We start from the raw sequence: 24,256 nt of genomic DNA, 5'->3' as shown, positions 1-24,256 counted from the left end.
GGCGGTCGCCTGCACGTTCGATGCGGCTCTGCAACAATACGGGGCGCGGCGGCGCGCGTTCCGTGCGGTGCGACCGGAACGCCGCCGCGAGTCCAATCCGCGACGCGGCGCAACGCGTCGCTCGTCAGTCGAGCCTCATCTTGTCCGAATTCGCTTCCCCCGCCGGCGCGCATGAGCCGGCCGTCAACTGGCGTGCGATGTCCGCGGTGCTGCTGGCCGTCGCGCTCGCGACGCTCGACACCGCGATCGCGAACACCGCGCTGCCCGCGATCGCCACCGACCTGCATGCGTCGCCGGCCGCGTCCGTGTGGATCATCAACGCCTACCAGCTCGCGATGGTTGCGACGCTGCTGCCGTTCGCGTCGCTCGGCGACATCGTCGGCCACAAGCGCGTGTATATCGCCGGGCTCGCGGTGTTCACGCTTGCGTCGCTCGGCTGTTCGCTCGCGTCGACGCTGCCGATGCTGACGGCCGCGCGGATCGTGCAAGGCTTCGGCGCGAGCGCGATCATGAGCGTCAACGTCGCGCTGATCCGCGGGCTGTTCCCCGCGCACCGGCTCGGGCGCGGCGTCGGCTTCAACGCGCTCGTGGTCGGCGTGTCGTTCGCGGTGGGGCCGACCATCGCATCGCTGATCCTGTCGGTCGCCGCGTGGCCGTGGCTGTTCGCGGTGAACGTGCCGCTCGGCGTGTTCGCGCTTGCGGTGGCGATTCCGTCGCTGCCGCAGACGGCGCGCGGCAAGCATGCGTTCGATCCGGTCGCTGCGTTGTTCAACGTGATCACGTTCGCGTCGCTGATCTTCGCGCTCGGCGAATTCGCGCAGCGCGGGCCGCTTGCCGTCGTGTTCGGGATGGCCGCGGTCGCGCTCGTATTCGGCTGGCTGCTGATCCGCCGCCAGGCCGGGCATCCGGCGCCGATGCTGCCGGTCGACCTGTTTCGCCGGCCGGTGTTCACGCTGTCCGCGCTGACCGCCGTGTGCGCGTTCGCCGCGCAGGGGCTCGCGTTCGTGTCGCTGCCGTTCTATTTCGAAACCGTCCTGCATCGCAACGCGGTCGAGACAGGGTTCCTGATGACGCCGTGGTCGGTGATCGTCGCGCTCGCCGCGCCGATCGCGGGCCGGTTATCGGATCGCTATCCGCCGGGCCTGCTCGGCGCGATCGGTCTTGCGTTGCTGAGCGCGGGCATGGTGTCGCTCGCCGCGTTGCCGGCGGCGCCGGGCGTCATCGACATCGGCTGGCGGATGATGCTGTGCGGCGCGGGCTTCGGCTTCTTCCAGTCGCCCAACCTGAAGGCGCTGATGTCGAGCGCACCGCCCGAGCGCAGCGGTGGCGCGAGCGGGATCATCGCGACCGCGCGGCTGATCGGGCAGGCGACGGGCGCCGCGCTCGTCGCGCTGTCGTTCGGCATCGCGGGGCGCCACGGGCCGACGCTCGCGCTGATGCTCGGCGCCGGCTTCGCCGGGGCCGCGAGCGTCGCGAGCGGGTTGCGGCTCTTTGCGCCGTCGCATCGGGCCGGCGTGCCGGCCGCGTCGGCGCGCGTGAGCGAGCGTGCGACGGAGTAGCGGGTGGCGCGCGGCAGGCCGGCGTGATTGACCGAACGCACGGCCGGGTGCAACGTAGCATTTCATGTCGAAATCGCGAGCACCCATGAATTTGCGCAGCGTTGATCTGAATCTGTTGGTCGCACTCGATGCGTTGCTGACCGAGAAGCATGTGACGCGTGCCGCGACGAAGGTGGGGTTGAGCCAGTCGGCGATGAGCAGCGCGCTGGGGCGTTTGCGAATCCTGATGCACGACGAGTTGCTGATACGCAATGCAACGGGTATGGAGCCGACGCCGCGTGCGCTGGAACTGGAAGCGCCGCTGCGGCAACTGCTTCGCCAGGCAGAGCGGCTCCTCGTGTCGGATGACGCGTTCGATCCGGCCACGACGACCCGACACTTCCGGCTGAGGATGTCCGACGTGCTCGAATATCTGCTGATGCCGTCGTTGCTCGCGCAGCTCGAACAGGAGGCGCCGGGCGTGACGCTCGATGTGGTGCACCTGTCGCCGGGGCAGACCGTGACCGCGCTCGATGCCGACGATATCGACGTCGCGGTGAGCATGGATCTGGAGCATGCGGGCGCGGTGCAGGCGACGCCGCTGTTCGACGACCGCATGGTCTGCGTGATGGCGCGGGATCATCCGTGTGCCGCTGAAGCGTTGACGCTCGACCGGTTCCTTGCTCTGCCGCATCTCAAGGTGTCCATCAGCGCGACCGACGGGCGCTATGTCGATGCCACGCTCGCCGGGATGGGCCGCGCCCGGAACGTGGTGCTCAATGTCCCGCACTGGCTGGTCGTGCCGCATCTGTTGCGCCATTCGTCGATGGTCGCGGTGATGTCCGCGCGCCTGGCCGAACGTTTTGAGGAAGACGGGCTGGTGCTCAAGGCGTTGCCGTTCGAGTCAGCGGGTTTCCAGTGGTCGATGTACTGGCATCGGCGCCACGACGGCGTCCCCGCACAAATCTGGCTGAGGGAGAAGATTCGCGAGGCGGCGAAGCCGATGCGGTTGCCCGGTGCGCAGCGTGCGGCGGGCTGAACGCAGCCGATGCGTCACGAGCGTGCCCAGCGCGGCAATTGCCGGAGGCAGCTGATGACCGTGCCCGCCAGTGCGAAGGCGCTGCCGGCCCACAACGCGACGATCGGGCCACCTGCCCCGGAGACGTGAAAACACAGGGCGACCAGCGCCGCACCGAGCGTCTGTCCGAGCAGGCGGGCCGTTGCGACGATGCCGCTGGCGCCGCCGCTGCGCTCGGCCGGCGCGCTGCCCATCAGCGCCTTGAGGTTCGGTGCCTGGAAGAAGCCGAATCCGGCGCCGCACATCATCATGCGCCACACGATATCGAGCGTCGACGGCGCGGGCGGCAGCATGGCCAGCGACGCCATGCCGATGCACAGGATGAAGAGGCCGATGGTGCCGAGAATGCCGGCCGGGTATCGGTCGGCCAGGCGTCCGGCAACGGGCGCCATGATGGCCACCACGACGGGCCACGGCGTCATGAGGAAGCCGGTGTCGACCTGACTGTGGCCGAGGCCGGCTTGCAGGAAGAATGGCAGCGACACGAATGCGAGGCCTTGCGTCGCAAACGAGCAAACCGACGTGGCGGCAGATAGGGAGAAGACCGGCCGCCGAAACAGGTCGGCGGCGAGCAGTGGAGCGGGGTGATGTGCCTGGCGCTTCAGCAGCGCGTAGCCGAATACTGCCGCGACGATCCATTCAACGATGACCGTCGGCGACAAGCCATCATGCGCAACCGTCCCTAATCCGAGTATCAGCAGTGCGAAGCAACCGGCGCATAACAGCGCAGCGACGACGTCGAAGTCATGCCGGGCGCGATCGGTGATCGGCAGCGTGCGAACCGCCAATGCGACGGAAAGCAGGCCGATGGGGACGTTGATCAGAAACAGCCAGTGCCACGACGTGACCGACAGGATGGCCGACGCCACGGTCGGCCCTACGGTGAACGACACGGCGACGACGAGCGCATTCAACCCGACGCCGCGGCCGAGCAGCCTGGCCGGGTACGCAAAACGAATCAGCGCGGTGTTGACGCTCATGATCGCGGCCGCGCCGATGCCCTGCAACGCACGCGCGGCGGCGAGCGCGGGAAGCGACCCTGCGATGCCGCATGCAAGCGAGCTTGCGGTGAACAGGATCAGCCCGGCGATGTAAATGCGCCGATGGCCGAGTATCTCGCCGAGCGATGCAAACGGCAGCAAGGTCGCGACCATCGCAAGCTGATACGCATTGACGACCCAGATCACCGAGGCCGGATCGGCGCCGATGCTGCTGCCGATGGTCGGCAGCGCGGTATTGGTAATCGCCGTATCGAGGTTTGCCATCGCGACCGCGAGCGAGAGGGCGATCAATGCCGCGATTCGCTGTCGCGTCGGCAGGCCATCGTGACGGGGCGGGCTGAGGGGAGGCAGGTGGGTTGTCGACATCGCGGGCAGCGCAGGTTGGGTAAATGCCCACTGTCGCATCGGCCTGGCAATTGATCCAACGGATGTTTGTGATGTCGATATTGATGCGGTGGATAGTGGTGTCGCCGTGAATCGATCCGTGTTCACGCGGTCTTCCGCCGGCCGGCGCGCGACCCACCATCGCCGCGCGCCGGCCTTCACGCTTCGCTCAGAACCCGCCCGACTTGATCAACTGGTTGAGGTTCGCGATGTTCAGGCTGCCGAAGCCGGTCGTGTAATCCCAGCCGGTGCCTGCGTTATAGCCATACCCCTGATAGCCGTTGTTCCCCGATACCACGTCGTAGCGCACGAGCGACGGGTTCGACGGAATGTCGGCGTAGAACTTGCCGGCCGGGAAACCGAGGCCCGTGCCGTTCGCTGCGAGCAGGCGCGCCCAGAGGCCCGTGAAGATCGGCGCGGCGAGGCTCGTGCCGCCGATCTGCTGCAACTGGCCGTAGTTGTAGATGTACGCGCCGGTGCTTTGCGCGGCGTCGAACGCGACGTCCGGCAACTGGCGGTTGCTGCCCGACTGCCACGACGGCGCGGGCAGGATCGTGCTGACACCGCCGCCCGTCGCCCACAGCTTGCCGTTCGCATCGAGCCCCTCGTTCCACACCGTCTCGCTCGAGAACGCGCCCGCCGACGTCGAATAGAGCGTCGTGCCGCCGATCGCGAGCACGTGCGGCGACGAAGCCGGCCACGACACCGTGTAGTTCGCGCCGTCCGGATAGCCGCGGTTGTTGCACTCGTACACGCCTTCGTCGCCCGACGAAACCGAGAACGTCTGGCCTTGCGCCGCGGCGGTCGTGAAGATCTGTTCCTCGGCGTCGATCGTGCCGTCCGCGTTCGCGTCGGTCTCGCACCAGCCGAGCGACACGTTGATCACCTTCGCGGTGTTGTCCGACACCGCCTGGTTGAACGCCTGCGTGAGCCCCGTGTTGCCGGTGGCGTTGAGGTCCGCCATGTAGAACACGAGCTTGCCGACCTGGCCGCCGGCCGAGCCGACGATCGACTGGCTGTCGAGATCCCATTCGCCCTGGCCGTCCTGGTCGTCGGTGTAGCTGCCGCCCGAGCCGTTGGTCTGGACGGTCTGCGTCGACACCGTGCCGTAGCCGTTGCTCGACGTGAACTGCTTCAGGTCCTGCAGCGTCTGCGACACGCCGCCGATCGTGATGATGCCGACGGTCACGCCGGCCGCGGTCGGCACGCCGGTTGCGTTGTAGAGGCCCGGGAATTCCTTCGGATAGTGGCCGGTTGCGGTGCCGGCCGCGAGCGCCTGCGGCTTCGACACGTTGCCGATGCGCAGCAGCGGCCGCGCGTGTGCGACGCTCTGCAGTCCGAGCACCGAGCCGACGACGTCGCCCAGCGCGCGCGGCACCTGCGCGGTCGACGTGTTGGCGAAGCCCGAGCGGCCCGCGTAGTCGAAGTGTACGAGCGACGTGTTGAAGGCGGTCTTCACCGTGCCGGCCGTCCCGCGTGCGGATACCAGCAACCGGTTCGGTGCGACCTCGACGTTCACGAAGCCGCTCTTGTGCAGATAGTCGACGACCGACTTCACCTGGGCTTCGGTCGGCGCGTAGCTGGCGAGGAACTGCGCATGCGTGAGGTACTGGTGGTAATGCGCGCTGCCCGGCCGGTTCACGTCGCGCGCCAGTTGCTTGAGCTGCGCGGCATTGCGCAGCTTCAGGCTGACGACGACGTTGGTCGTTTCACCGGACGCGAGTTCGAGCGACGGCGCCGCGCTGCGCGCCATCAACTGCGGGCCGGTCGGAAAGGCCTTCGTATGGGTGTCGACCCAGTCCGTCGCCGCATGCGCCGCAGCGGCGGCGAACACGAGCGGTGCCACGCACGCAAGGCGGCGGGGCGACGGCAGGGGCAGGGCAAACCAGGCGTTCCTTTTCATCGGGAGTCCTTTTTAGGAGAGACGACGTTGCTGGAGCCCCCGACCCTTGTGGGGTCGCGAGCGGTGACGAGCGTAGGGCGTCGCTGCGGTTCGGGTAGCTGCCAGTTTCCATAGCTGTCAGTTCTGACATCGGCGCGGATGCGGGCATGCACTGCACCGGATGTGCCAGCGATCGTGGCCGCGGCGAACGGAACCGGTTCGCGACACGAGGGCGCGGCAAGGGGCGACGTTCGCACGCACGAGTCGTTCGTCGTGGCACCGGAACGTGCGCGATCGCGGAGCGGATCGCCCCGTGAACGCATGGCGCGCGACCGGTCGTTGCCGTGTGCCGCGTCGCACTATGTGGTCAAACGAAGCGACACGGCAGGAACGGATTCGCGCGTGCACAAAAAAGGGGCCGGTCCAGCGCAAACGTTTCCCGAATTGTGGAACGGTGCTTCCGGCAGTCTTGCAGGCGACTTTCGGATCGCATGCGGCGATGGCGAATTAGAGGAAATGCTCGAATTCGGAGGCGGGTACGCGCCGGAGCGGCGGACAGCAGACCCGAGCAAGATCGCGCGGCATCGTTCGTGAAATTCCGCCTTGACGCGCGTCGATCAGCGGATATGCTTCGATTCATAACCATCGGGTTATGGATTTGGACATGCAGAACGCACACGACATGCTTTTCCGGACGCTAGCCGATCCCACCCGCCGCGCGCTCTTCGAGCGGCTATGCGCGGACGGCGAGTTGACGGTTGCCGCGCTGACGGCCCATGCGGGCGTCTCGCAGCCCGCCGTCTCGAAGCATCTCGGCGTCCTGAAGCAGGCCGGGCTCGTGATCGACCGTCACGAAGGCCGGCAGACGCACTACAGCGCGCAGCCTCAAGCGCTGGCCCCGTTGATCGACTGGACGAGCCAGATGGCGGGCTTCTGGCAGAGCCGGTTCGATGCCCTCGAAGATCTTCTGAAAAGGATGGATCAGTAATGAACCAGGCCACCACCGAAACGCGCTCCGTCGTCGTCGACCGGGAGCTGCCTCATCCGCCGGAGAAGATCTGGCGCGCGCTCACGCAACCGCACCTGATCGAGGCGTGGCTGATGAAGAGCGACTTCGAGCCCGTCGCGGGCCGGGCCTTCAGCTTCCGCGCAGACTGGGGATCGGTCGATTGCAAGGTCCTGACGATCGAGCCGCCGCACGCGTTGTCCTATACGTGGGCCGCTTACGGTCTCGAAAGCGTCGTCACGTGGACGCTTACGCCGACGCCGGGCGGCACGCACCTGAGGATGGAGCAGGTCGGCTTCCGCACGGACCAGGAGCAGGCGTACCGCGGGGCGCAGCACGGCTGGGTCCGGTTCTTCGACGCGCTCGAACAGGTGCTGGCCCGCCCCGACGAACGCACGGAGGCGCGCGCATGAGCACCACGGACCTCACACCGTCGGCGCGCATCGACGCGCTGATCGCCGGCATCGCCGACTGGCGCGGCAAGACGTTCGCCGATCTCCGCCAGACGATCCTCGCGTCCGAGGCGGGCATCGTCGAGGAATGGAAATGGATGGGCAGCCCCGTGTGGGAGTGCGACGGGATGATCGCGGTCGCGAACGCGCACAAGGGCAAGGTGAAGCTGACCTTCATGCACGGCGCGAAGCTGCCCGATCCCGACCAGCTGTTCAACGACGGTCTCGACGGCAACGCGCGGCGCGCGATCGATTTTTTCGAAGGCGACCGGATCGACAAGCGGGCGTTGAAGAACCTCGTACGCGCGGCGATCGACTACAACCGCACGCATCTGAAGAAAAACGCGCGGGCGGGTGCGGGTGCGGGTGCGGCCGCGAAGCCGCGCAGCAGCAAGGCGGCATGACGCCCGCCTGAACCGCAGGCAAAAAAAAGCCCGACACGAGGTCGGGCTTCCAAATCGGCCGCAACCACCGCGAGGCGGCTGCGGCACCTGCAAAAGCAGGGCGCTTACGCTGCGAGCAGCGAGCGCAGCACGAACGGCAGGATACCGCCGTGCTTGTAGTAGTCGACTTCGATCGGCGTATCGATGCGCAGCAGTACCTGCACGCGCTGCGATTCGCCGTTCTTGCGGTTGATCACGAGCGTAACATCCTGCTGCGGCTTGAAGTCGTCGCCGAGGCCTTCGATGTCGTACGTTTCGTCGCCGGTGATGCCGAGCGACTGGATGCTGTCCGCGCCCTTGAACTGCAGCGGCAGCACGCCCATGCCGACCAGGTTCGAGCGGTGGATGCGCTCGAAGCTGCGTGCGATCACGGCCTTCACGCCGAGCAGTTGCGTGCCCTTCGCTGCCCAGTCGCGCGACGAGCCCGTGCCGTACTCTTCGCCCGCGAACACGACCGTCGGCGTATCCGCACCGACGTACTGCATCGCCGCGTCGTAGATCGACTGCTGTTCGCCGCTCGGCTGGTGGATCGTCAGGCCGCCTTCGACGCGCGTGCCGTCTGCCTTCGCCGGGATCATCAGGTTCTTGATCCGGACGTTCGCGAACGTGCCGCGCATCATCACGTCGTGGTTGCCGCGGCGCGAGCCGTAGCTGTTGAAGTCGGCCTTCTGCACGCCGTTTTCCTTCAGCCACTTGCCTGCCGGCGAGTCTTCCTTGATCGAGCCTGCCGGGCTGATGTGGTCGGTCGTGACCGAGTCACCGAAGATACCCAGTGCGCGCGCGCCCTTGACCGTCGGGATCGATGCAGCCGGTTCCATCGAGAAGTCGTTGCCGAAGAACGGCGGCTCCGCGATGTAGGTCGACTTCGGCCAGTCGTAGACCTGGCCCGTTTCGCCCTCGATCTTGCTCCAGAGGTCGCCCTTCTTGGTCAGGTGCGCGTAGTTCTTCTCGAATTTTTCCGGATCGAGCGCGTACTTGAGCAGCGCATGGATTTCCTCGCTCGACGGCCAGATGTCGCCGAGGTAGATGTCGCGGCCACCCTTGCCCTTGCCGACCGGCTCGGTCATCAGGTCGCGCGTGATGTTGCCGGCGATCGCGTACGCGACGACCAGCGGCGGCGACGCGAGGAAGTTCGCGCGGATGTTCGGGTGGATACGCGCCTCGAAGTTACGGTTGCCCGACAGCACGGCTGCCGCGACGATGTCGTTCTTCGTGATCGCTTCGTTCAGCTCCGGCGTCAGGTCGCCCGCGTTGCCGATACAGGTCGTGCAGCCGTAGGCGGCGAGTTCGAAGCCGAGCTTCGACAGGTAGGGCAGCAGGCCCGTCTTCGTCAGGTACTCGGTGACGATGCGCGATCCCGGTGCGAGCGAGGTCTTGATCTTCGGATCGACCGTGAGGCCGGCCTCGACCGCCTTCTTCGCGAGCAGGCCGGCGGCCAGCAGCACGCTCGGGTTCGACGTGTTCGTGCACGACGTGATCGCGGCGATCAGCACGTCGCCGTTCTTCACGTCGACGCCGTTGCTCGTCGTGTATTGCGTGGCGAGATCGTCCGCCTTCTTCGCGAAGCCGTTGTCCGCCACCGGCTTCGAGAACAGGTCGGTGAACGTCGACTTGACGTTGCCGATCTCGATGCGGTCCTGCGGGCGCTTCGGGCCGGCCAGCGACGGGGCGACCGTTGCGAGATCCAGCGTCACGACCTTCGTGTAGTCGATGTCGCCGGCCTTCGGGATGCCGAACAGCTTCTGCGCCTTGAAGTAGTTCTCGAACGCGGCGATTTCCGCCTTCGTGCGGCCCGTGCCTTCGAAGTAGTCGATCGTCTTTTCGTCGACCGGGAAGAAGCCCATCGTCGCGCCGTATTCCGGCGCCATGTTGCCGATCGTCGCGCGGTCCGGCAGCGACAGCGACTTCGTGCCTTCGCCGAAGAATTCGACGAACTTGCCGACGACCTTCTCCTTGCGCAGCATTTCGGTGATGGTCAGCACCAGGTCGGTGGCCGTCACGCCTTCGATCAGCTTGCCCTTCAGCTCGACGCCGACGACGTCCGGCGTTAGGAAGTACACCGGCTGGCCGAGCATGCCGGCTTCAGCCTCGATGCCGCCCACGCCCCAGCCGACCACGCCGATGCCGTTGATCATCGTCGTGTGGCTGTCCGTGCCGACGAGGGTATCCGGGTAGTACACGGTGTCGCCGCCGTCCGCCTTCTTGTGGACGCCGCGCGCGAGGTATTCGAGGTTCACCTGGTGGACGATGCCGACGCCCGGCGGCACGACCTTGAACGTGTCGAATGCCTGCATGCCCCACTTCATGAACTGGTAGCGCTCGTTGTTGCGCTGGAATTCCAGTTTCATGTTCAGGTCGAGCGCATCCTTCTGGCGGAAGTAGTCGATCTGGACCGAGTGGTCGACGACGAGATCGACCGGGACCAGCGGCTCGATCTTCTTCGGGTTCTTGCCCGTGCGCTCCGCGACGCCGCGCATGGCCGCGATGTCGGCGAGCAGCGGCACGCCCGTGAAGTCCTGCAGCACGACGCGCGACACCACGAACGGGATCTCGTCGACGCGCTTGGCCGTCGGCTTCCAGTTCGCCAGCTGCTCGATGTGCTCTTCGGTGATCTTCTTGCCGTCGTAGTTGCGCAGCACGGACTCGAGCACGATACGGATCGACACCGGCAGGCGTTCGATCTTCGTCTTCAGTTCCTTGCCGAGCTGCGGCAGCGAGTAGAACTTGCCTTTGCCGGAACCGCTGTCGAATTCCTTGAGGGTCTTGTGGAGATTGTGGGCCATGGTGATTTTCCTGGGTTTAAGGCTAGGAAACAACGTGTCCTGTAGATGACGGCTATATCACATACAAGTCGACGTACTGATCGACCGGCATCGCTTCGAGCTTTGCCTGGTCCAGCGACACGTCGAGAATCGCTTGTTGCTGCTTTGCCGGGAAGCGGCGGGCGAGGTTGGTCCGGAATTTCTCGACCAGGAGCGGGATGCCTTCGGTGCGGCGTCGCTGATGACCGAGCGGGTATTCGACCGCCACTTCGGCAAGCTTCGATCCGTCCGCGAACTCGATCGTCAGTGCATTCGCGATCGAGCGCTTGTCCGGGTCGTGGTAATCCTTCGTGAACTGCGGATCCTCGACGCACACCGTCTTCGCGCGCAGCGCGTCGATGCGGGGATCGGCGGCGGCCGAATCTTCATAGTCGGCCGCGGTCAGCCGGCCGAACAGCAGCGGCACGGCGACCATGTACTGGATGCAGTGGTCGCGGTCGGCCGGATTGGCGAGCGGGCCCTGCTTGTCGATGATGCGGATCGCGGCCGCGTGCGTGCGAATCGTGATCCGGCTGATCTCGTCGGTCGTGCGGCCCGCGGCGGCGAGCTGCGCGTGCAGCTGCAGCGCGGCCTCGGCGGCCGTTTGCGCGTGGAATTCGGCGGGGAACGCGATCTTGAACAGCACGTTTTCCATCACGTACGTGCCGTACGGGCGCTGGAAGCGGAACGGCTTGCCGTCGAACAGCACGTCGTAGAAGCCCCAGGTCTTGGCGGTGAGCGCCGACGGGTAGCCCATTTCACCCGTTTTCGCGATCAGGGCGAGGCGCACCGCGCGGGACGTGGCGTCGCCGGCCGCCCATGATTTGCGCGAGCCGGTGTTCGGTGCGTGGCGGTAAGTGCGCAGCGCCTGGCCGTCGACGAACGCGTTGGATACCGCGTTGATCAGCTCGTCGCGCGTGAGCCCGAGCAGCCGGCCGACGACGGCGGTCGACGCGACCTTCACGAGCAGCACGTGGTCGAGCCCGACCGCGTTGAACGAATTCTCGAGGGCGAGGCAGCCCTGGATCTCGTGGGCCTGGATCATCGCGACCAGTACGTCGCGCATCAGGAGCGGCTTCCGGCCGGCCGCGACGGCCGTGCGGGAGAGCCAGTCGGCCGTCGCCAGGATCCCGCCGAGGTTGTCGGACGGATGACCCCATTCGGCGGCGAGCCAGGTGTCGTTGAAGTCCAGCCAGCGGATCATCGCGCCGATGCCGAACGCGGCCTGGACGGGATCGAGCTGGAAGGACGTGCCGGGCACCTTCGCGCCGTTCGGCACGATCGTGCCGGGCACGACGGGGCCGAGCAGCTTGGTGCAGGCAGGGTAGGACAGCGCCTCGAGCCCGCATCCGAGCGTGTCGATCAGGCAATGACGCGCCGTCTCCAGCGCGAGCGCGCTGTCGAGACCGGTGTTCAGCACGTAGTCGACGATATCGACGAGTACCGTATCCGGAGCAGGGCGGACGTTGGAGACCGGGGCGGACATCGAGGGGCCGATGGGAACGCGCTTAGTTCGTTGCCGGCTTCAGCTCGTTCGATTGCGTCGGCGCAGCCGTGCCTTGTGCCATTTCCGGCGTCACGCATTCGTCCGCGAGGCGCTCGCCGCCGTTTGCGTCCGAGAACAGCATTGCCTTGGTCGGGATCACGATCAGCTTGAAGCCTGCTGCCGGATCGTAGAACGTGTCGGCGCCCGTCGTCGTGGCTTGACGCGGCAGCTTGTAGTTCTTCTTCGCCCAGTGAACCGTGACGACCTGGTCGCGCTTCATGTCGCCGGCGAGGTCGAACGACAGGCCTTCCTTACAGGACCACTTGACCGCGCCGTCCGGTACCGGATCGACCTTGGCGGCTGCGCGTGCCTGCGCCTTCTTGCTGCGCGGGATGATGCGCTTGGCCGGCGCCGGGCGCTTGGCCGTAGCCTTCTTCGCGGTCGTCGTGGCCGTACCCTGGGCAAACGCGCTCGGAGCCGACACCAGCATCGTGGCGGACAAGGCGCCGATGGCGGTAGCGATCAGGAGTTTCTTCATGGAGTCAGAACCTTTCGATAATCAGTTGACAAGGGCCGGCAATCGAAGCGGCCGGCCGGTTTGAAACTGCACGCGCCCCGAAAGCGCGCAGCGGCCGCTATTTTCACCTATTTGGCCGCGTATATATCAGGTTTTCGGGCTCCGTTACGTTTTTTGTCGTTTCGCAAAACTCTATCCGGTTCGCGCGTCGTCGAATGTATGAATCTCGTGTCTCGGCTGGCGGCGCGCGCTTACGGCGCGCTGCCAGCGGCGGCCGGCCCGAACAGCGGCGCGGCCTCGGCCGGTACGGGCTGGCCGGTGGCCCGCGCGCGGCGCAGCACCGACCAGTAATACCGGTAGCTCGCGCGATCGTGCAGCGTATCACCGTGACGCGTCGGCCCCCAGTCGGCGGCCTGCGCGGCCAGCAGGATCTCGGCGGCCAGCGCGACTTCGTCGGTGCGCGGCGCGAATGCGTCGACGATCGGGCGGATCTGCGCGGGGTGGATGCTCCACATCCGCGTGAATGCAAATTCGTCGCGCGCGCGGCGTGCATCGCCGGCGACGATGCCCATGTCGCGTACCTCGGTCGTCACGTTGTGCGACGGCGTCTTGCCGTGCGCGTGGCAGGCCGCGGCGATTTCCAGCTTCGCGCGGCGCACGAGCGGACGCTCGAACTGGCCCGGCGAGCGCATCGCGGAATCGGGAATCGCGCCATGGTGCGCGGAGACGAAATCCATCAGCCCGAAGCTCAGCGTGCCGACCGTCGGCAGCGCGGCGAGGGCGGCCGCTTGCGCGAGCGCGCCGTGCGTCTCGACCAGCACGTCGACCGGGATCGGCTGCGCGATGCCGAGCTCGCGGCGCGTGCCTTCGATGAACGCGGTCATTTCGGCTGCGTCGGCGGCACTCGCGATCTTCGGGAGCGTGATGTAGGCGGGGGCGCGCGCCGCACGCAGCACGATGCGCACGTCGTCGCGCCAGTGCGGGTGGGAAAAGTCGTGGATACGGACGCCGACGCGGCCGAAGCGGTTCTCGGCGCTGCCGAGCAGTTCGGCGACGAGTGCCGCGTGCGCGGCTTCCTGGCCGACGGCCGCGCCGTCTTCGCAGTCGAGCGTGATGTCGAAAACGGGGCCCGTTTCGGCCTGCAGCGCGAGCGACTTGCGCATCAGCTTTTCGCTGCCCGCGTAGTGATCGCAGCAGGGCAGGATCGCGGGCGGGGACGCCCCGTCGTACAGCACTTGTGCAGGAGTGAGCGCGGCCATCTCGTCTACGTCAGGGAAGCGGGTCAACGTGGAGAAAATCGGATTCGGGCGCGTTCTGGGCCAGGGCGCGGCGGGCGCGGGCGGCAAAACGTGCGCGGATCGGATCGGTCGGCCCGCGCCGGCGGCATGCCGGCCCGGGCCGAGGCCGGGCTGCCCGAGGGCGGCCCGGCAAGATGCGTGATGCTTAGTTCTTCAGCAGGTGGGCGACGCCATCGCGCTCTTCGAGCAGCTCGGCCAGCGTGCCGTCCATCTTCTCGCGCGAGAACGCGTCGATTTCCAGGCCTTCGATGCGCTTGTACTCGCCGTTTTCGCAAACGACCGGCACGCCGTAGATGATGTCTTCGGGGATGCCGTACGAGCCGTCCGACGGGATGCCCATCGTGACCCACTTGCCGTTCGTGCCGAGGACCCAGTCACGCACGTGGTCGATCGCTGCGTTCGCTGCCGACGCTGCCGACGACAGGCCGCGCGCTTCGATGATCGCCGCGCCGCGCTTGCCGACGGTCGGGATGAACGTGTCGCGGTTCCACACGTCGTCGTTGATCAGCTTCAGCATCGACTCGCCTTCGGCGGTCGCGAAGCGGAAGTCGGGGTACATCGTGGGCGAGTGGTTGCCCCACACGGCGAGCTTCTCGATCGATGCGACCGGCTTGCCCGACTTCGCGGCGAGCTGCGACAGCGCGCGGTTGTGGTCGAGGCGCAGCATGGCCGTGAAGTTCTTCTTCGGCAGATCCGGTGCCGACTTCATCGCGATGTACGCGTTGGTGTTCGCCGGGTTGCCGACGACCAGCACCTTCACGTCGCGGCTCGCGACTTCGTTCAGCGCAGCGCCCTGAACCGTGAAGATTTCGGCGTTTGCCGACAGCAGGTCCTTGCGCTCCATGCCCTTCGAGCGCGGACGTGCGCCGACCAGCAGTGCGACGTCGGCATCCTTGAATGCGACCTTCGGATCATCGGTGATCACGACGCCCGACAGCAGCGGGAACGCGCAATCGTCGAGTTCCATCACGACGCCTTTGACGGCGCCTTGGGCTTGCGGGAGGTCGAGCAGTTGCAGGATGACCGGCTGGTCCTTGCCGAGCAGATCGCCGTTCGCGATGCGGAACAGCAGGGAGTAAGCGATTTGACCTGCGGCGCCGGTGACGGCAACACGCTTTGCGGGCTTAGCCATTGAAAATCTCCAGGACGGGTGAAGCGTTGGACACTCGCGAAAACGCCATTCTATGCGCGTTGTGCTGAGTGTTGCATTGAAGCAGGGCGGAGGACTCGCGATGGCAGACGCGGTGAACCTGGAGACGGCCGTGGCACGTAGCCGGGGACGCGCTTTTGCACCCGCGAACCCTTGCTCGACCCGGAGTGTAGGAGCCGTCCGGCTCAAAGTCAAACGGTATCATATGTCTTATATAAGACAGATGTTTTGCGGAAATTGAGTGGACTTAAAAGTGCGGTTTGTGATGAAATGCGCGCCATGACATCGAACCAGGCGAATACCGCGAATCAGACTGGCGCAGGCGGCCCAGGGCAGCCGGGCGCGAGCGATCCCGCACCTTCGCCTGCGGCGCCGCCGTCGCCGACGTTCAGCCCGTTATACCAGCAGATTAAGTCATTGATCACGCAAAGTCTCGAATCCGGTGAATGGAAGCCGGGCGAGATCATCCCGAGCGAGGTGGAGCTCGCGGCCCGCTACAAGGTCAGCCAGGGCACCGTCCGCAAGGCGATCGACGAGCTGGCCGCCGAAAACCTCGTGGTCCGGCGGCAGGGCAAGGGTACTTTTGTTGCAACGCACAATGAGGATCGCGCGCAGTTCCGCTTCCTCCGCCTGCTGGCCGACGACGGTGCCGAGCATCCGCACGTGAGCCGCCTGCTCGAATGCCGGCGCCTGCGCGCGCCGGCCGAGATCGCGCGGCAGCTCGACCTGAAGCCGGCCGATCCCGTCGTGCAGGTGCGCCGTCTGCTGGAGTTCGAGAAGGAAGTGACGGTGCTCGACGAGATCTGGCTGCCGGGCGCGATGTTCCGCGGCCTGACGTTCGAGCGGCTGAGCGAGTACAAGGGGCCGCTCTACGCGATGTTCGAGACGGAGTTCGGCACGCGGATGATCCGCGCGACGGAAAAGATCCGCGCGGTCGCGGCGGAGCCGGCGGTGGCCGACCTGCTGCACGTGCCGGCGGGTTTTCCTTTGCTGTCGGTCGAGCGCGTGTCCTATACATACGGAGACCGGCCAGTGGAAGTGCGTCGCGGCTGGTATGTCACAACCGGGTACTACTATCAGAATGACTTGAGTTGACGGTGTATCGGCTCAAGCCGAGTGCGTTCGCGTTCCCCACGTTCGCGAAGCACGTTTCGGGCCGCCTTTTGTTCTTGTTCGCGCAACTATCCAGAGCAGACTTTCGCTGCAGCGCGATATAAAAAGGCGCTAAAATCGCGGATTAGTGTGACAACATAGTAGGGGTCTAGCATGACTGATGCAGTAAGAAAGCCGAGGCCGGAATACCGGAACATCGGATTTGGCGATATCACGATGAAATATCGCATGCCGCTGGCAGCGATATTGTCGATTCTCCATCGAGTCAGCGGCGCGCTGCTGTTCTTGTTCCTGCCGTTCCTGCTGTTCCTCTTCGACCAGAGCCTCACGTCCGAGCTCAGCTTCGAAGTCTTCAAGGCTTTCCTCTCCAACATCATCGTCAAGCTGATCGTCCTCGCACTGTCGTGGGCCTTCTTCCACCATTTCTGCGCCGGCATTCGCCACCTGCTGATGGACGTCAATCACGACGCCGTCACGAAGGAAGGCGGCAAGCGGACGGCAGTCGTCGTCTTTGTCGTCTCGATCGCCCTGACGATCGCCATGGCACTCAAACTGTTCGGAGCATTCTAAGAAAATGGCAGCCAATAACCGAATCGGCTCGAAGCGCCTCGTCGTCGGCGCGCACTACGGCCTGCGCGACTGGCTCGCGCAACGCATCACCGCCACGATCATGGCGGTCTACACGGTCATCCTGCTCGTCCTGTTCTTCGGCGCGCACGATTTCTCGTACGAAGGCTGGGCCTCGATCTTCGCCGCGCAATGGATGAAGCTCGCGACCTTCGTGATGCTGCTTTCCCTCTTCTACCACGCATGGGTCGGCGTGCGCGACATCTGGATGGACTACGTGAAGCCCGTCGGTGTGCGCCTGCTGCTGCAATCGCTGACCATCGTCTGGCTGCTCGCATGTGCGGGCTACGCCGCGCAGATTCTCTGGAGAGTGTAAAGAATGGCTGCAATCAAATCTAACCTCCCGCGTCGCAAGTTCGACGTGGTGATCGTCGGCGCGGGCGGCTCCGGCTTGCGCGCAGCGCTGCAACTGTCGCGCGCGGGCCTGTCGGTCGGCGTGCTGTCGAAGGTGTTCCCGACCCGTTCGCACACGGTGGCCGCGCAGGGCGGTATCGGCGCGTCGCTCGGCAACATGAGCGAAGACAACTGGCACTTCCACTTCTACGACACGATCAAGGGCTCCGACTGGCTCGGCGACCAGGACGCGATCGAATTCATGTGCCGTGAAGCGCCGAACGTCGTGTACGAACTCGAGCACTTCGGCATGCCGTTCGACCGTAACGCGGACGGCACGATCTACCAGCGCCCGTTCGGCGGCCACACCGCGAACTACGGCGAGAAGCCGGTCCAGCGCGCATGCGCGGCCGCCGACCGTACCGGTCACGCGCTGCTGCACACGCTGTACCAGCAGAACGTCGAAGCGAAGACGCAGTTCTTCGTCGAATGGATGGCGCTCGACCTGATCCGCGACGCGGAAGGCGACGTGCTCGGCGTGACGGCCCTCGAGATGGAGACGGGTGACGTCTACATCATGGAAGGCAAGACCACGTTGTTCGCGACGGGCGGCGCAGGCCGGATCTTCGCGGCATCGACCAACGCGTTCATCAACACCGGCGACGGCCTCGGCATGGCTGCGCGTTCGGGCATCGCACTGCAGGACATGGAGTTCTGGCAGTTCCACCCGACCGGCGTGGCCGGCGCGGGCGTGCTGATCACCGAAGGCGTGCGCGGCGAAGGCGGTATCCTGCGCAACGCGAACGGCGAGCGTTTCATGGAGCGCTACGCGCCGACGCTGAAGGATCTGGCGCCGCGTGACTTCGTGTCGCGTTCGATGGACCAGGAAATCAAGGAAGGCCGTGGCGTGGGTCCGAACAAGGATCACGTGCTGCTCGACCTGTCGCACATCGGCGCCGAGACGATCATGAAGCGTCTGCCGTCGATCCGCGAAATCGCGCTGAAGTTCGCGAACGTCGACGCGATCAAGGAACCGATCCCGGTCGTCCCGACGATCCACTACCAGATGGGCGGCATCCCGACCAACATCCACGGTCAGGTCGTCGGCACGTCGCGCGGCGGTCACAAGGATCCGGTCAACGGCTTCTACGCAGTGGGCGAATGCTCGTGCGTGTCCGTGCACGGCGCGAACCGCCTCGGCACGAACTCGCTGCTGGACCTCGTGGTGTTCGGCCGTGCGGCCGGCAACCACATCGTCGAGCACGTGAAGAACCAGAAGGAACACAAGCCGCTGCCGGCCGATGCAGGCGAATTCTCGCTGGCGCGTCTGGCGAAGCTCGACAAGTCGACCTCGGGCGAATACACGCAGGACGTCGCGAACGACATCCGCTCGACGATGCAGAAGCACGCAGGCGTGTTCCGCACGTCGAAACTGCTGAAGGAAGGCGTCGACGAGATGGCCGGCCTGAAGGCACGCGTGGAAAACATCCACCTGAAGGACAAGTCGAAGGTGTTCAACACCGCGCGCGTCGAAGCGCTCGAGCTGGAGAACCTGATCGAAGTTGCTCGCGCAACGATGGTGTCGGCGGAAGCACGTAAGGAAAGCCGTGGCGCACACGCCCACAGCGACTACGAACACCGCGACGACGACAACTGGCTGCGCCACACGCTGTGGTACAGCGAAGGCGATCGCCTCGACTACAAGCCGGTTCAAATGAAGCCGCTGACGGTCGAATCCGTGCCGCCGAAGCCGCGCACGTTCTAAGCCGAGTCAAAGGAATCCGAAATGGCAAAACGCATTTTTGAAGTCTACCGCTACGATCCGGACAAGGACGCAGCGCCGCGCATGCAGACGTACGAGCTGGAGCTCGAGCACGAGCGCATGCTGCTCGACGCACTGGTCAAGCTGAAGGCCGTCGACGAGACGCTGTCGTTCCGCCGTTCGTGCCGCGAAGGCGTGTGCGGTTCGGACGCGATGAACATCAACGGCAAGAACGGTCTCGCGTGCCTGACGAACCTGAACGACCTGCCGCAGAAGATCGTGCTGCGTCCGCTGCCGGGCCTGCCCGTCGTGCGCGACCTGATCGTCGACATGACGCACTTCTTCAACCAGTACCACTCGATCAAGCCGTACCTGATCAACGACGCGCCGCCGCCGGAGAAGGAACGCCTCCAGTCGCCGGAAGAGCGCGACGAGCTCGACGGCGTGTACGAGTGCATTCTGTGTGCGAGCTGCTCGACGTCGTGCCCGAGCTTCTGGTGGAACCCGGACAAGTTCGTCGGCCCGGCCGGCCTGCTGCAGGCTTACCGCTTCATCGCGGACAGCCGTGACACGGCCACCGGCGAGCGTCTCGACAACCTGGAAGACCCGTACCGTCTGTTCCGTTGCCACACGATCATGAACTGCGTCGACGTTTGCCCGAAGGGCCTGAACCCGACGAAGGCGATCGGCAAGATCAAGGAACTGATGGTCCGCCGCGCGGTTTAAGGTCGAGATGAGCGACGATTCGCATCAATCCGACCCGCACCGTCGCGCACGCCTCCGCTGGCGTGCGCGGCGGGGTCTGCTGGAAAACGACATCATCTTCGAGCGTTTCTTCAGCAGATACGAGCATGACCTCACCGATGCAGACGTAGGCGCGTTGTCGCGCCTGCTCGATCTGAGCGACAACGACCTGATGGACTTGCTCCTCGCGCGCAAGGAACCAGAAGGCGACCTAGACAGCCCGGACATTCACCGGCTGTTGGAGATGCTGCGCAACGTGTAACGCGTTACGCCCGTTATCGAATCCCGTTTCTATTTTCGATTGAGGATGTGCCATGACTCCGTCTGATGTTAAAGCCACGCTATCGTTCAGCGACAACTCGCCGAGCGTCGAACTGCCGATCTACAAGGGCACGATGGGCCCGGACGTAATCGACATCCGCAAGCTGTACGGCCAGACCGGCAAGTTCACGTACGACCCGGGCTTCATGTCGACGGCAGCTTGTAATTCGGCGATCACGTACATCGACGGCGACAAGGGCGAGCTGCTGTACCGCGGCTACCCGATCGACAACCTCGCGCAAAACGCGGACTTCCTCGAAAGCTGCTACCTGCTGCTGAAGGGCGAGCTGCCGAACGCAGCGCAGAAGAAGGAATTCGTCGACACCGTCACGAAGCACACGATGGTGCACGAGCAGATGCACTTCTTCTTCCGTGGCTTCCGCCGCGACGCGCACCCGATGGCGATCCTGGTCGCCGCAGTCGGCGCGCTGTCCGCGTTCTACCACGACTCGCTCGACATCAACGATCCGCGTCACCGTGAAGTGTCGGCGATCCGCATGATCGCGAAGCTGCCGACGCTCGTCGCGATGGCGTACAAGTACAGCATCGGTCAGCCGTTCGTGTATCCGAAGAACTCGCTGTCGTACAGCGCGAACTTCATGCACATGATGTTCTCGAACCCGTGCGAAGAGTACAAGGTCAACGACGTGCTCGTCCGCGCACTCGACCGTATCCTGATCCTGCACGCCGATCACGAGCAGAACGCATCGACGTCGACCGTCCGCCTGGCCGGTTCGTCGGGCGCGAACCCGTTCGCGTGTATCGCGGCCGGTATCGCATGTCTGTGGGGCCCGGCGCACGGTGGTGCGAACGAAGCCGCGCTGAACATGCTCGAGCAGATCGGTTCGCCGGACAACATCCCCGAATTCATCAAGCAGGTGAAGGACAAGAATTCGGGCGTGAAGCTGATGGGCTTCGGTCACCGCGTGTACAAGAACTACGACCCGCGTGCGAAGCTGATGCGCGAAACGTGCTACGAAGTGCTGAACGAACTGGGCCTGCACGACGACCCGCTGTTCAAGCTCGCGATGCAGCTCGAGAAGATCGCGCTGGAAGACGAATACTTCGTGTCGCGCAAGCTGTACCCGAACGTCGACTTCTACTCGGGCATCGTCCAGCGCGCGCTGGGCATCCCGACGTCGATGTTCACGTGTATCTTCGCGATGGCACGTACGGTCGGCTGGATCGCACAGTGGAACGAAATGATCGGCGATCCGGAGCAGAAGATCGGTCGTCCGCGTCAGCTGTTCATCGGCGATACGCCGCGCGAAGCGAAGCCGCTCAACGCACGTTAAGTCGTGCGCGGCGCGAACGGCCGGCAGGCCGCTCGCGTCGGGCGATCGCAACGCCATGACACCCCGACGGGTCATCCCGTCGGGGTGTTTTCATTTGTGCGGCCGGGGTTCGCCCGGGCCGGCGCGGTGTTCCAGCGACGGCGGGCGCGTGTCGAGCGCGGGGGCATCGTCATCGGGCGCGTGACCGTGCTGCACGAAGAACTGCCGGTATGCGCCGGGCGTCATCCCGCGCGCGGCGAGGAACTGGCGGTTGAAGTTCGCGGCATTCGGAATGCCGCAGCGCGCGGCCACGGTCGCGATCGGCCAGTCGGTGCCGACGAGATGACGGCACGCATGCGCGAGCCGCAGCCGCTGCACGTAGCGGCCGACGCTTTCGCCGAGATGCCGGACGAACAGGCGCTGCAGCGTGCGTTCGGACATGTGCGCGGCGGCGGCGAGCGTGTCGACGCGCAGCGGTTGGTGGAAGTGCCGGTCGATTGCGTCGAGCACGCGATCGAGGCGTTCGGCTTCGGGGGCGGCCGTGTCGGCGTGCGGTGCCGTGCCGTCGGCGCGGTCGTATGCGTGTGCGGTGGCGAGCGGTTCGCCGCCGGCGTCCGCGAGATCGGCGAGCGTGTCGAGCGCGGCCGCGAGCCGCGTGCGCGGCGACGGATCGAGCAGCTGCGGCAGCCGCGCGCGCATCGCGCGGGCCGCGTCCGCATCGAAGCGCAGGCCCGGTGCGGCACGCCGCAGCAGCGAGCGCAGCGGCGCGTATTCGGGACAACAGTCGGCCAGCCGCCGCACCCAGTCGCCGTCGAACCAGATGACGAGCGCGACTTCGGGCGCATCGCGATCGATGCGTGCGTTCGACGACCAGGTATGTGGCAGGTTGGGCGGCACGAGCACCAGGTCGTCGTCCGCGTAGCGCGCGACGTGATCGCCGATGAAGCGCTGGCCGCGGCTGTTGAGCGTCAGCGTCAGTTCGTATTCGGGATGGCGATGCCATTCGAACGGAATGCGGGCGAGCTGGCGGTGATACACGCGGATCGAACAGCCGGGGGCGAACGTCACGTGCTCGTACTGCGGTTTCATCAGCGGCCTCCGGGCGAGGGCGGGCATCGCGCCGTGGCATGATCGTGAGCATTCGTCACGACGGAGCGATGCGATGTTTTCACATGTTTGCGTGGGTGTGACCGACACCGCGCGCGCCTACGATTTCTACGCGCCGCTGTTCGCGGAACTCGGGCTGCGCCTGAAATTCCGCGAACCGGACGGCTGGTCGGGCTGGATGCCGGCCGACGCCGACCGGCCGCTGTTCTTCTTCGGCCAGCCGCTCGACGGCCGTGCGCCCGAACCGGGCAATGGCCACACGATCGCTTTCGTTGCACCGACGCGTGCGCACGTCGATCGCTGCCACGCGCTCGCGCTGCGCCACGGCGGCACCTGCGAAGGGCCGCCGGGCCTGCGGCCGGACTATCACCGCGACTACTACGGCGCCTATTTCCGCGATCCGGACGGCAACAAGCTCTGCGTGGTCTGCCATCGTCCCGAGTGATGCACGATTGTCAGGATTGTATCGATAGTTGGCCGGATAGAGGTGATGGCGGTCGCGCACCGGCCGTACGCTGACAGCACATCACGACACCTGTCAGCGAGGAGACCACGATGCAACTGACGATTGGCGACCTGCCTGCCGCGATTCGCGCGGCGAAAAGGGGGCTGCGCGTCGACCTGCCCGGTTATGCGGCCACGTTCCGCGAACTGGAGGGCGACATTGCGCGGCAGGTCGACGCGATTCGCCGCACGCATGCGCATGGCCATGACGTGATTCCGGTGGTGCCGTTCGCGGACATCGCGGGCGGGACCGTCGATCCGCACGCGGTTGCCGCGATCCGCACGCATGGCGCGGTCGTGATTCGCGGTGTATTCGATGCGCAGCAGGCGCGCGACTGGAACGACGAGATCGGCGCGTACCTGGGCGCGAACCGCTTCGCCGAGCGGCTGCACGCACGTGCCGAAGACCGCTATTTCGGCAATCTCGCGTCGGGCAAGCCGCAGATCTACGGCGTCTACTGGTCGAAGCCGCAAGTGGCTGCGCGCCAGTCTCTGGCGCTGACCCAGGCACGCGTGTTCCTGAACCGCCTGTGGCGGCACGCGGAAGGCGGGCGTACGCACTTCGATCCCGATCAGGTGCCGGCCTATGCGGACCGGATTCGCCGCCGCCCGCCCGGCTCGACGTCGCTCGGGCTGTCGCCGCACGTCGACGGCGGCTCCGTCGAACGCTGGCTCGGCGCGAATTTCCGCCAGGTCTACCGTCACGTGCTGGCCGGTCGCTGGCGCGATTACGACCCGTTCGATGCGGCGTTTCGTCCGGACGTCGAGGAGATCCCGTCGCCAGCCGTGTGCTCGATGTTCCGCACGTTCCAGGGCTGGACCGCGCTGACGCCGCAGGGGCCCGGCGACGGTACGCTGCAGTTGATCCCGGTCGCGAACGCGATGGCCTACGTCGTGCTGCGCGCGCTGCAGGACGATGTCGCCGACGACGACCTGTGCGGCGCGCGTCCCGGCCGCGCGCTGTCGATCCGGCCCGAATGGCACGCGCTGCTGCTCGACGCACTGGTGCCGATCCCGCACATGGAGCCGGGCGACGCGGTGTTCTGGCATGGCAACGTCGTGCATGCGGTCGAGGATGCGCATCGCGGCAATGGCGACAGCAACGTGATGTACATCGCGGCCGCGCCCGGTTGCGCGAAGAACGACGCGTACCTGCAGCGCCAGCGGGCTGCGTTCCTGCGCGGCGAGAGCCCGCCCGATTTTCCGGCCGACCATTTCGAGGTCGAATTCGACGGTCGCGGCGGGGAGGGCGATCTCACGGCACTCGGCCGTTCGCAGATGGGTTTCGGGCCGGGCGTGTAGCCGGCGCACCGCAGGCGAAGGCGGCCGTTCGCCGGACGGTGAACGGCCGTTTGCCGAATCCGCTGCGTGCCGCGTGCAATTCGACGCAATCGGCTGTCGGCACCGCCGAAATCGACGCGAATTGCGCAATTTG

General features: G+C 65.8%; 22 protein-coding genes. 14 read left to right on the top strand and 8 right to left on the bottom strand.

The window, feature by feature from the left end; all coding sequences use genetic code 11:
- Positions 1-140: 140 nt before the first annotated feature.
- Positions 141-1,559, top strand: a complete 1,419-nt coding sequence (locus ACN8ZM_RS25345; protein ID WP_420211084.1) for an MFS transporter — start codon at positions 141-143, stop codon at positions 1,557-1,559.
- Between the two features lie 85 nt (positions 1,560-1,644).
- Positions 1,645-2,577 carry a LysR family transcriptional regulator gene (locus tag ACN8ZM_RS25340; protein WP_301806374.1) on the top strand — a complete coding sequence of 311 codons (933 nt, stop codon included), beginning with the start codon at positions 1,645-1,647 and terminating at the stop codon, positions 2,575-2,577.
- 14 nt (positions 2,578-2,591) lie between these two features.
- Here the strand turns inward: ACN8ZM_RS25340 and ACN8ZM_RS25335 are convergent, their stop codons facing one another.
- Both ACN8ZM_RS25335 and ACN8ZM_RS25330 read right to left on the bottom strand, forming a co-directional pair.
- Positions 2,592-3,983, bottom strand: coding sequence for an MFS transporter (locus tag ACN8ZM_RS25335; RefSeq protein WP_420212673.1), 1,392 nt, complete (start codon positions 3,981-3,983; stop codon positions 2,592-2,594).
- Between the two features lie 187 nt (positions 3,984-4,170).
- Complete coding sequence (locus ACN8ZM_RS25330; protein WP_420211083.1) at positions 4,171-5,904, bottom strand: S53 family peptidase; 1,734 nt, start codon at positions 5,902-5,904, stop codon at positions 4,171-4,173.
- 643 nt (positions 5,905-6,547) lie between these two features.
- Here ACN8ZM_RS25330 and ACN8ZM_RS25325 point away from each other — a divergent pair.
- From ACN8ZM_RS25325 to ACN8ZM_RS25315, 3 genes are read left to right on the top strand one after another with little or no spacing between them, the layout of a single operon-like run.
- A complete protein-coding gene (locus ACN8ZM_RS25325; RefSeq protein WP_089453385.1) occupies positions 6,548-6,871 on the top strand; it encodes an ArsR/SmtB family transcription factor in 324 nt (107 codons plus the stop codon).
- Positions 6,871-7,302, top strand: coding sequence for an SRPBCC family protein (locus ACN8ZM_RS25320; RefSeq protein ID WP_420211082.1), 432 nt, complete (start codon positions 6,871-6,873; stop codon positions 7,300-7,302). The genes ACN8ZM_RS25325 and ACN8ZM_RS25320 overlap by 1 nt, the downstream gene beginning before the upstream one ends.
- Positions 7,299-7,745: a DUF1801 domain-containing protein gene (locus ACN8ZM_RS25315; protein WP_420211081.1), complete on the top strand. Its 447-nt coding sequence runs from the start codon at positions 7,299-7,301 to the stop codon at positions 7,743-7,745. Before ACN8ZM_RS25320 ends, ACN8ZM_RS25315 begins: the two co-directional genes overlap by 4 nt.
- Positions 7,746-7,849: 104 nt before the next feature.
- On the opposite strand, the gene acnA is transcribed toward ACN8ZM_RS25315, so the two are convergent.
- From acnA to ACN8ZM_RS25290, 5 genes are all read right to left on the bottom strand, one after another.
- Positions 7,850-10,567: an aconitate hydratase AcnA gene (acnA, locus tag ACN8ZM_RS25310; RefSeq protein WP_175023055.1), complete on the bottom strand. Its 2,718-nt coding sequence runs from the start codon at positions 10,565-10,567 to the stop codon at positions 7,850-7,852.
- A 52-nt stretch (positions 10,568-10,619) separates the two neighbouring features.
- Complete coding sequence (locus tag ACN8ZM_RS25305) at positions 10,620-12,071, bottom strand: bifunctional 2-methylcitrate dehydratase/aconitate hydratase (protein WP_420211080.1); 1,452 nt, start codon at positions 12,069-12,071, stop codon at positions 10,620-10,622.
- 22 nt (positions 12,072-12,093) lie between these two features.
- Complete coding sequence (locus ACN8ZM_RS25300; RefSeq protein ID WP_043177672.1) at positions 12,094-12,609, bottom strand: hypothetical protein; 516 nt, start codon at positions 12,607-12,609, stop codon at positions 12,094-12,096.
- A gap of 230 nt (positions 12,610-12,839) precedes the next feature.
- Positions 12,840-13,847, bottom strand: a complete 1,008-nt coding sequence (locus ACN8ZM_RS25295; protein WP_420212672.1) for an HpcH/HpaI aldolase/citrate lyase family protein — start codon at positions 13,845-13,847, stop codon at positions 12,840-12,842.
- 184 nt (positions 13,848-14,031) lie between these two features.
- On the bottom strand, positions 14,032-15,018 hold the full coding sequence (locus ACN8ZM_RS25290) for a malate dehydrogenase (RefSeq protein ID WP_043177668.1): 987 nt from the start codon (positions 15,016-15,018) through the stop codon (positions 14,032-14,034).
- A 288-nt stretch (positions 15,019-15,306) separates the two neighbouring features.
- Here ACN8ZM_RS25290 and ACN8ZM_RS25285 point away from each other — a divergent pair, with 288 nt between their 5' ends.
- From ACN8ZM_RS25285 to gltA, 7 genes are all read left to right on the top strand, one after another.
- Complete coding sequence (locus ACN8ZM_RS25285) at positions 15,307-16,131, top strand: GntR family transcriptional regulator (protein ID WP_043177665.1); 825 nt, start codon at positions 15,307-15,309, stop codon at positions 16,129-16,131.
- 171 nt (positions 16,132-16,302) lie between these two features.
- Entirely contained in the window at positions 16,303-16,719 is a 417-nt protein-coding gene (sdhC, locus tag ACN8ZM_RS25280) for a succinate dehydrogenase, cytochrome b556 subunit (protein WP_034185792.1), read from the top strand.
- Positions 16,720-16,723: 4 nt separating this feature from the next.
- Positions 16,724-17,092: a succinate dehydrogenase, hydrophobic membrane anchor protein gene (sdhD, locus tag ACN8ZM_RS25275; protein WP_011355745.1), complete on the top strand. Its 369-nt coding sequence runs from the start codon at positions 16,724-16,726 to the stop codon at positions 17,090-17,092.
- Between the two features lie 3 nt (positions 17,093-17,095).
- A complete protein-coding gene (sdhA, locus tag ACN8ZM_RS25270) occupies positions 17,096-18,874 on the top strand; it encodes a succinate dehydrogenase flavoprotein subunit (RefSeq protein ID WP_043177662.1) in 1,779 nt (592 codons plus the stop codon).
- Positions 18,875-18,895: 21 nt separating this feature from the next.
- On the top strand, positions 18,896-19,597 hold the full coding sequence (locus ACN8ZM_RS25265; protein WP_011355743.1) for a succinate dehydrogenase iron-sulfur subunit: 702 nt from the start codon (positions 18,896-18,898) through the stop codon (positions 19,595-19,597).
- A 7-nt stretch (positions 19,598-19,604) separates the two neighbouring features.
- A complete protein-coding gene (locus ACN8ZM_RS25260; protein ID WP_011355742.1) occupies positions 19,605-19,877 on the top strand; it encodes a succinate dehydrogenase assembly factor 2 in 273 nt (90 codons plus the stop codon).
- Between the two features lie 52 nt (positions 19,878-19,929).
- The gene (gene gltA / locus ACN8ZM_RS25255) at positions 19,930-21,231 is read left to right on the top strand and encodes a citrate synthase (protein WP_011355741.1); all 1,302 of its coding nucleotides are present in this window, start codon (positions 19,930-19,932) and stop codon (positions 21,229-21,231) included.
- A gap of 90 nt (positions 21,232-21,321) precedes the next feature.
- On the opposite strand, the gene ACN8ZM_RS25250 is transcribed toward gltA, so the two are convergent.
- Positions 21,322-22,299 carry a helix-turn-helix domain-containing protein gene (locus tag ACN8ZM_RS25250; RefSeq protein ID WP_420211079.1) on the bottom strand — a complete coding sequence of 326 codons (978 nt, stop codon included), beginning with the start codon at positions 22,297-22,299 and terminating at the stop codon, positions 21,322-21,324.
- Between the two features lie 73 nt (positions 22,300-22,372).
- On the opposite strand from ACN8ZM_RS25250, the gene ACN8ZM_RS25245 reads away from it, so the two are divergent.
- Together ACN8ZM_RS25245 and ACN8ZM_RS25240 are read left to right on the top strand one after the other, a co-directional pair.
- The gene (locus ACN8ZM_RS25245; RefSeq protein WP_174971955.1) at positions 22,373-22,762 is read left to right on the top strand and encodes a VOC family protein; all 390 of its coding nucleotides are present in this window, start codon (positions 22,373-22,375) and stop codon (positions 22,760-22,762) included.
- A gap of 110 nt (positions 22,763-22,872) precedes the next feature.
- Positions 22,873-24,123 (top strand): DUF1479 domain-containing protein, encoded by a 1,251-nt coding sequence (locus tag ACN8ZM_RS25240; RefSeq protein ID WP_420211078.1) that lies wholly within the window; start codon positions 22,873-22,875, stop codon positions 24,121-24,123.
- The last annotated feature ends 133 nt before the right edge of the window (positions 24,124-24,256 follow it).

This window comes from Burkholderia aenigmatica (assembly GCF_048627025.1).
GTDB classification, from domain to species: domain Bacteria; phylum Pseudomonadota; class Gammaproteobacteria; order Burkholderiales; family Burkholderiaceae; genus Burkholderia; species Burkholderia aenigmatica.
Note: the sequence above shows the minus strand (reverse complement) of the source record. Positions and strands in the feature narration are given on the sequence as shown.

What these genes read in the sequence shown, in the direction of transcription:
- ACN8ZM_RS25340 (WP_301806374.1), top strand. Translation starts at nt 1,645, where the DNA reads ATGAATTTGCGCAGCGTTGATCTGAATCTGTTGGTCGCACTCGATGCG.
- ACN8ZM_RS25335 (WP_420212673.1), bottom strand. Translation starts at nt 3,983, where the DNA reads ATGTCGACAACCCACCTGCCTCCCCTCAGCCCGCCCCGTCACGATGGC.
- ACN8ZM_RS25330 (WP_420211083.1), bottom strand. Translation starts at nt 5,904, where the DNA reads ATGAAAAGGAACGCCTGGTTTGCCCTGCCCCTGCCGTCGCCCCGCCGC.
- ACN8ZM_RS25325 (WP_089453385.1), top strand. Translation starts at nt 6,548, where the DNA reads ATGCAGAACGCACACGACATGCTTTTCCGGACGCTAGCCGATCCCACC.
- ACN8ZM_RS25320 (WP_420211082.1), top strand. Translation starts at nt 6,871, where the DNA reads ATGAACCAGGCCACCACCGAAACGCGCTCCGTCGTCGTCGACCGGGAG.
- ACN8ZM_RS25315 (WP_420211081.1), top strand. Translation starts at nt 7,299, where the DNA reads ATGAGCACCACGGACCTCACACCGTCGGCGCGCATCGACGCGCTGATC.
- acnA (WP_175023055.1), bottom strand. Translation starts at nt 10,567, where the DNA reads ATGGCCCACAATCTCCACAAGACCCTCAAGGAATTCGACAGCGGTTCC.
- ACN8ZM_RS25305 (WP_420211080.1), bottom strand. Translation starts at nt 12,071, where the DNA reads ATGTCCGCCCCGGTCTCCAACGTCCGCCCTGCTCCGGATACGGTACTC.
- ACN8ZM_RS25300 (WP_043177672.1), bottom strand. Translation starts at nt 12,609, where the DNA reads ATGAAGAAACTCCTGATCGCTACCGCCATCGGCGCCTTGTCCGCCACG.
- ACN8ZM_RS25295 (WP_420212672.1), bottom strand. Translation starts at nt 13,847, where the DNA reads ATGGCCGCGCTCACTCCTGCACAAGTGCTGTACGACGGGGCGTCCCCG.
- ACN8ZM_RS25290 (WP_043177668.1), bottom strand. Translation starts at nt 15,018, where the DNA reads ATGGCTAAGCCCGCAAAGCGTGTTGCCGTCACCGGCGCCGCAGGTCAA.
- ACN8ZM_RS25285 (WP_043177665.1), top strand. Translation starts at nt 15,307, where the DNA reads ATGCGCGCCATGACATCGAACCAGGCGAATACCGCGAATCAGACTGGC.
- sdhC (WP_034185792.1), top strand. Translation starts at nt 16,303, where the DNA reads ATGACTGATGCAGTAAGAAAGCCGAGGCCGGAATACCGGAACATCGGA.
- sdhD (WP_011355745.1), top strand. Translation starts at nt 16,724, where the DNA reads ATGGCAGCCAATAACCGAATCGGCTCGAAGCGCCTCGTCGTCGGCGCG.
- sdhA (WP_043177662.1), top strand. Translation starts at nt 17,096, where the DNA reads ATGGCTGCAATCAAATCTAACCTCCCGCGTCGCAAGTTCGACGTGGTG.
- ACN8ZM_RS25265 (WP_011355743.1), top strand. Translation starts at nt 18,896, where the DNA reads ATGGCAAAACGCATTTTTGAAGTCTACCGCTACGATCCGGACAAGGAC.
- ACN8ZM_RS25260 (WP_011355742.1), top strand. Translation starts at nt 19,605, where the DNA reads ATGAGCGACGATTCGCATCAATCCGACCCGCACCGTCGCGCACGCCTC.
- gltA (WP_011355741.1), top strand. Translation starts at nt 19,930, where the DNA reads ATGACTCCGTCTGATGTTAAAGCCACGCTATCGTTCAGCGACAACTCG.
- ACN8ZM_RS25250 (WP_420211079.1), bottom strand. Translation starts at nt 22,299, where the DNA reads ATGAAACCGCAGTACGAGCACGTGACGTTCGCCCCCGGCTGTTCGATC.
- ACN8ZM_RS25245 (WP_174971955.1), top strand. Translation starts at nt 22,373, where the DNA reads ATGTTTTCACATGTTTGCGTGGGTGTGACCGACACCGCGCGCGCCTAC.
- ACN8ZM_RS25240 (WP_420211078.1), top strand. Translation starts at nt 22,873, where the DNA reads ATGCAACTGACGATTGGCGACCTGCCTGCCGCGATTCGCGCGGCGAAA.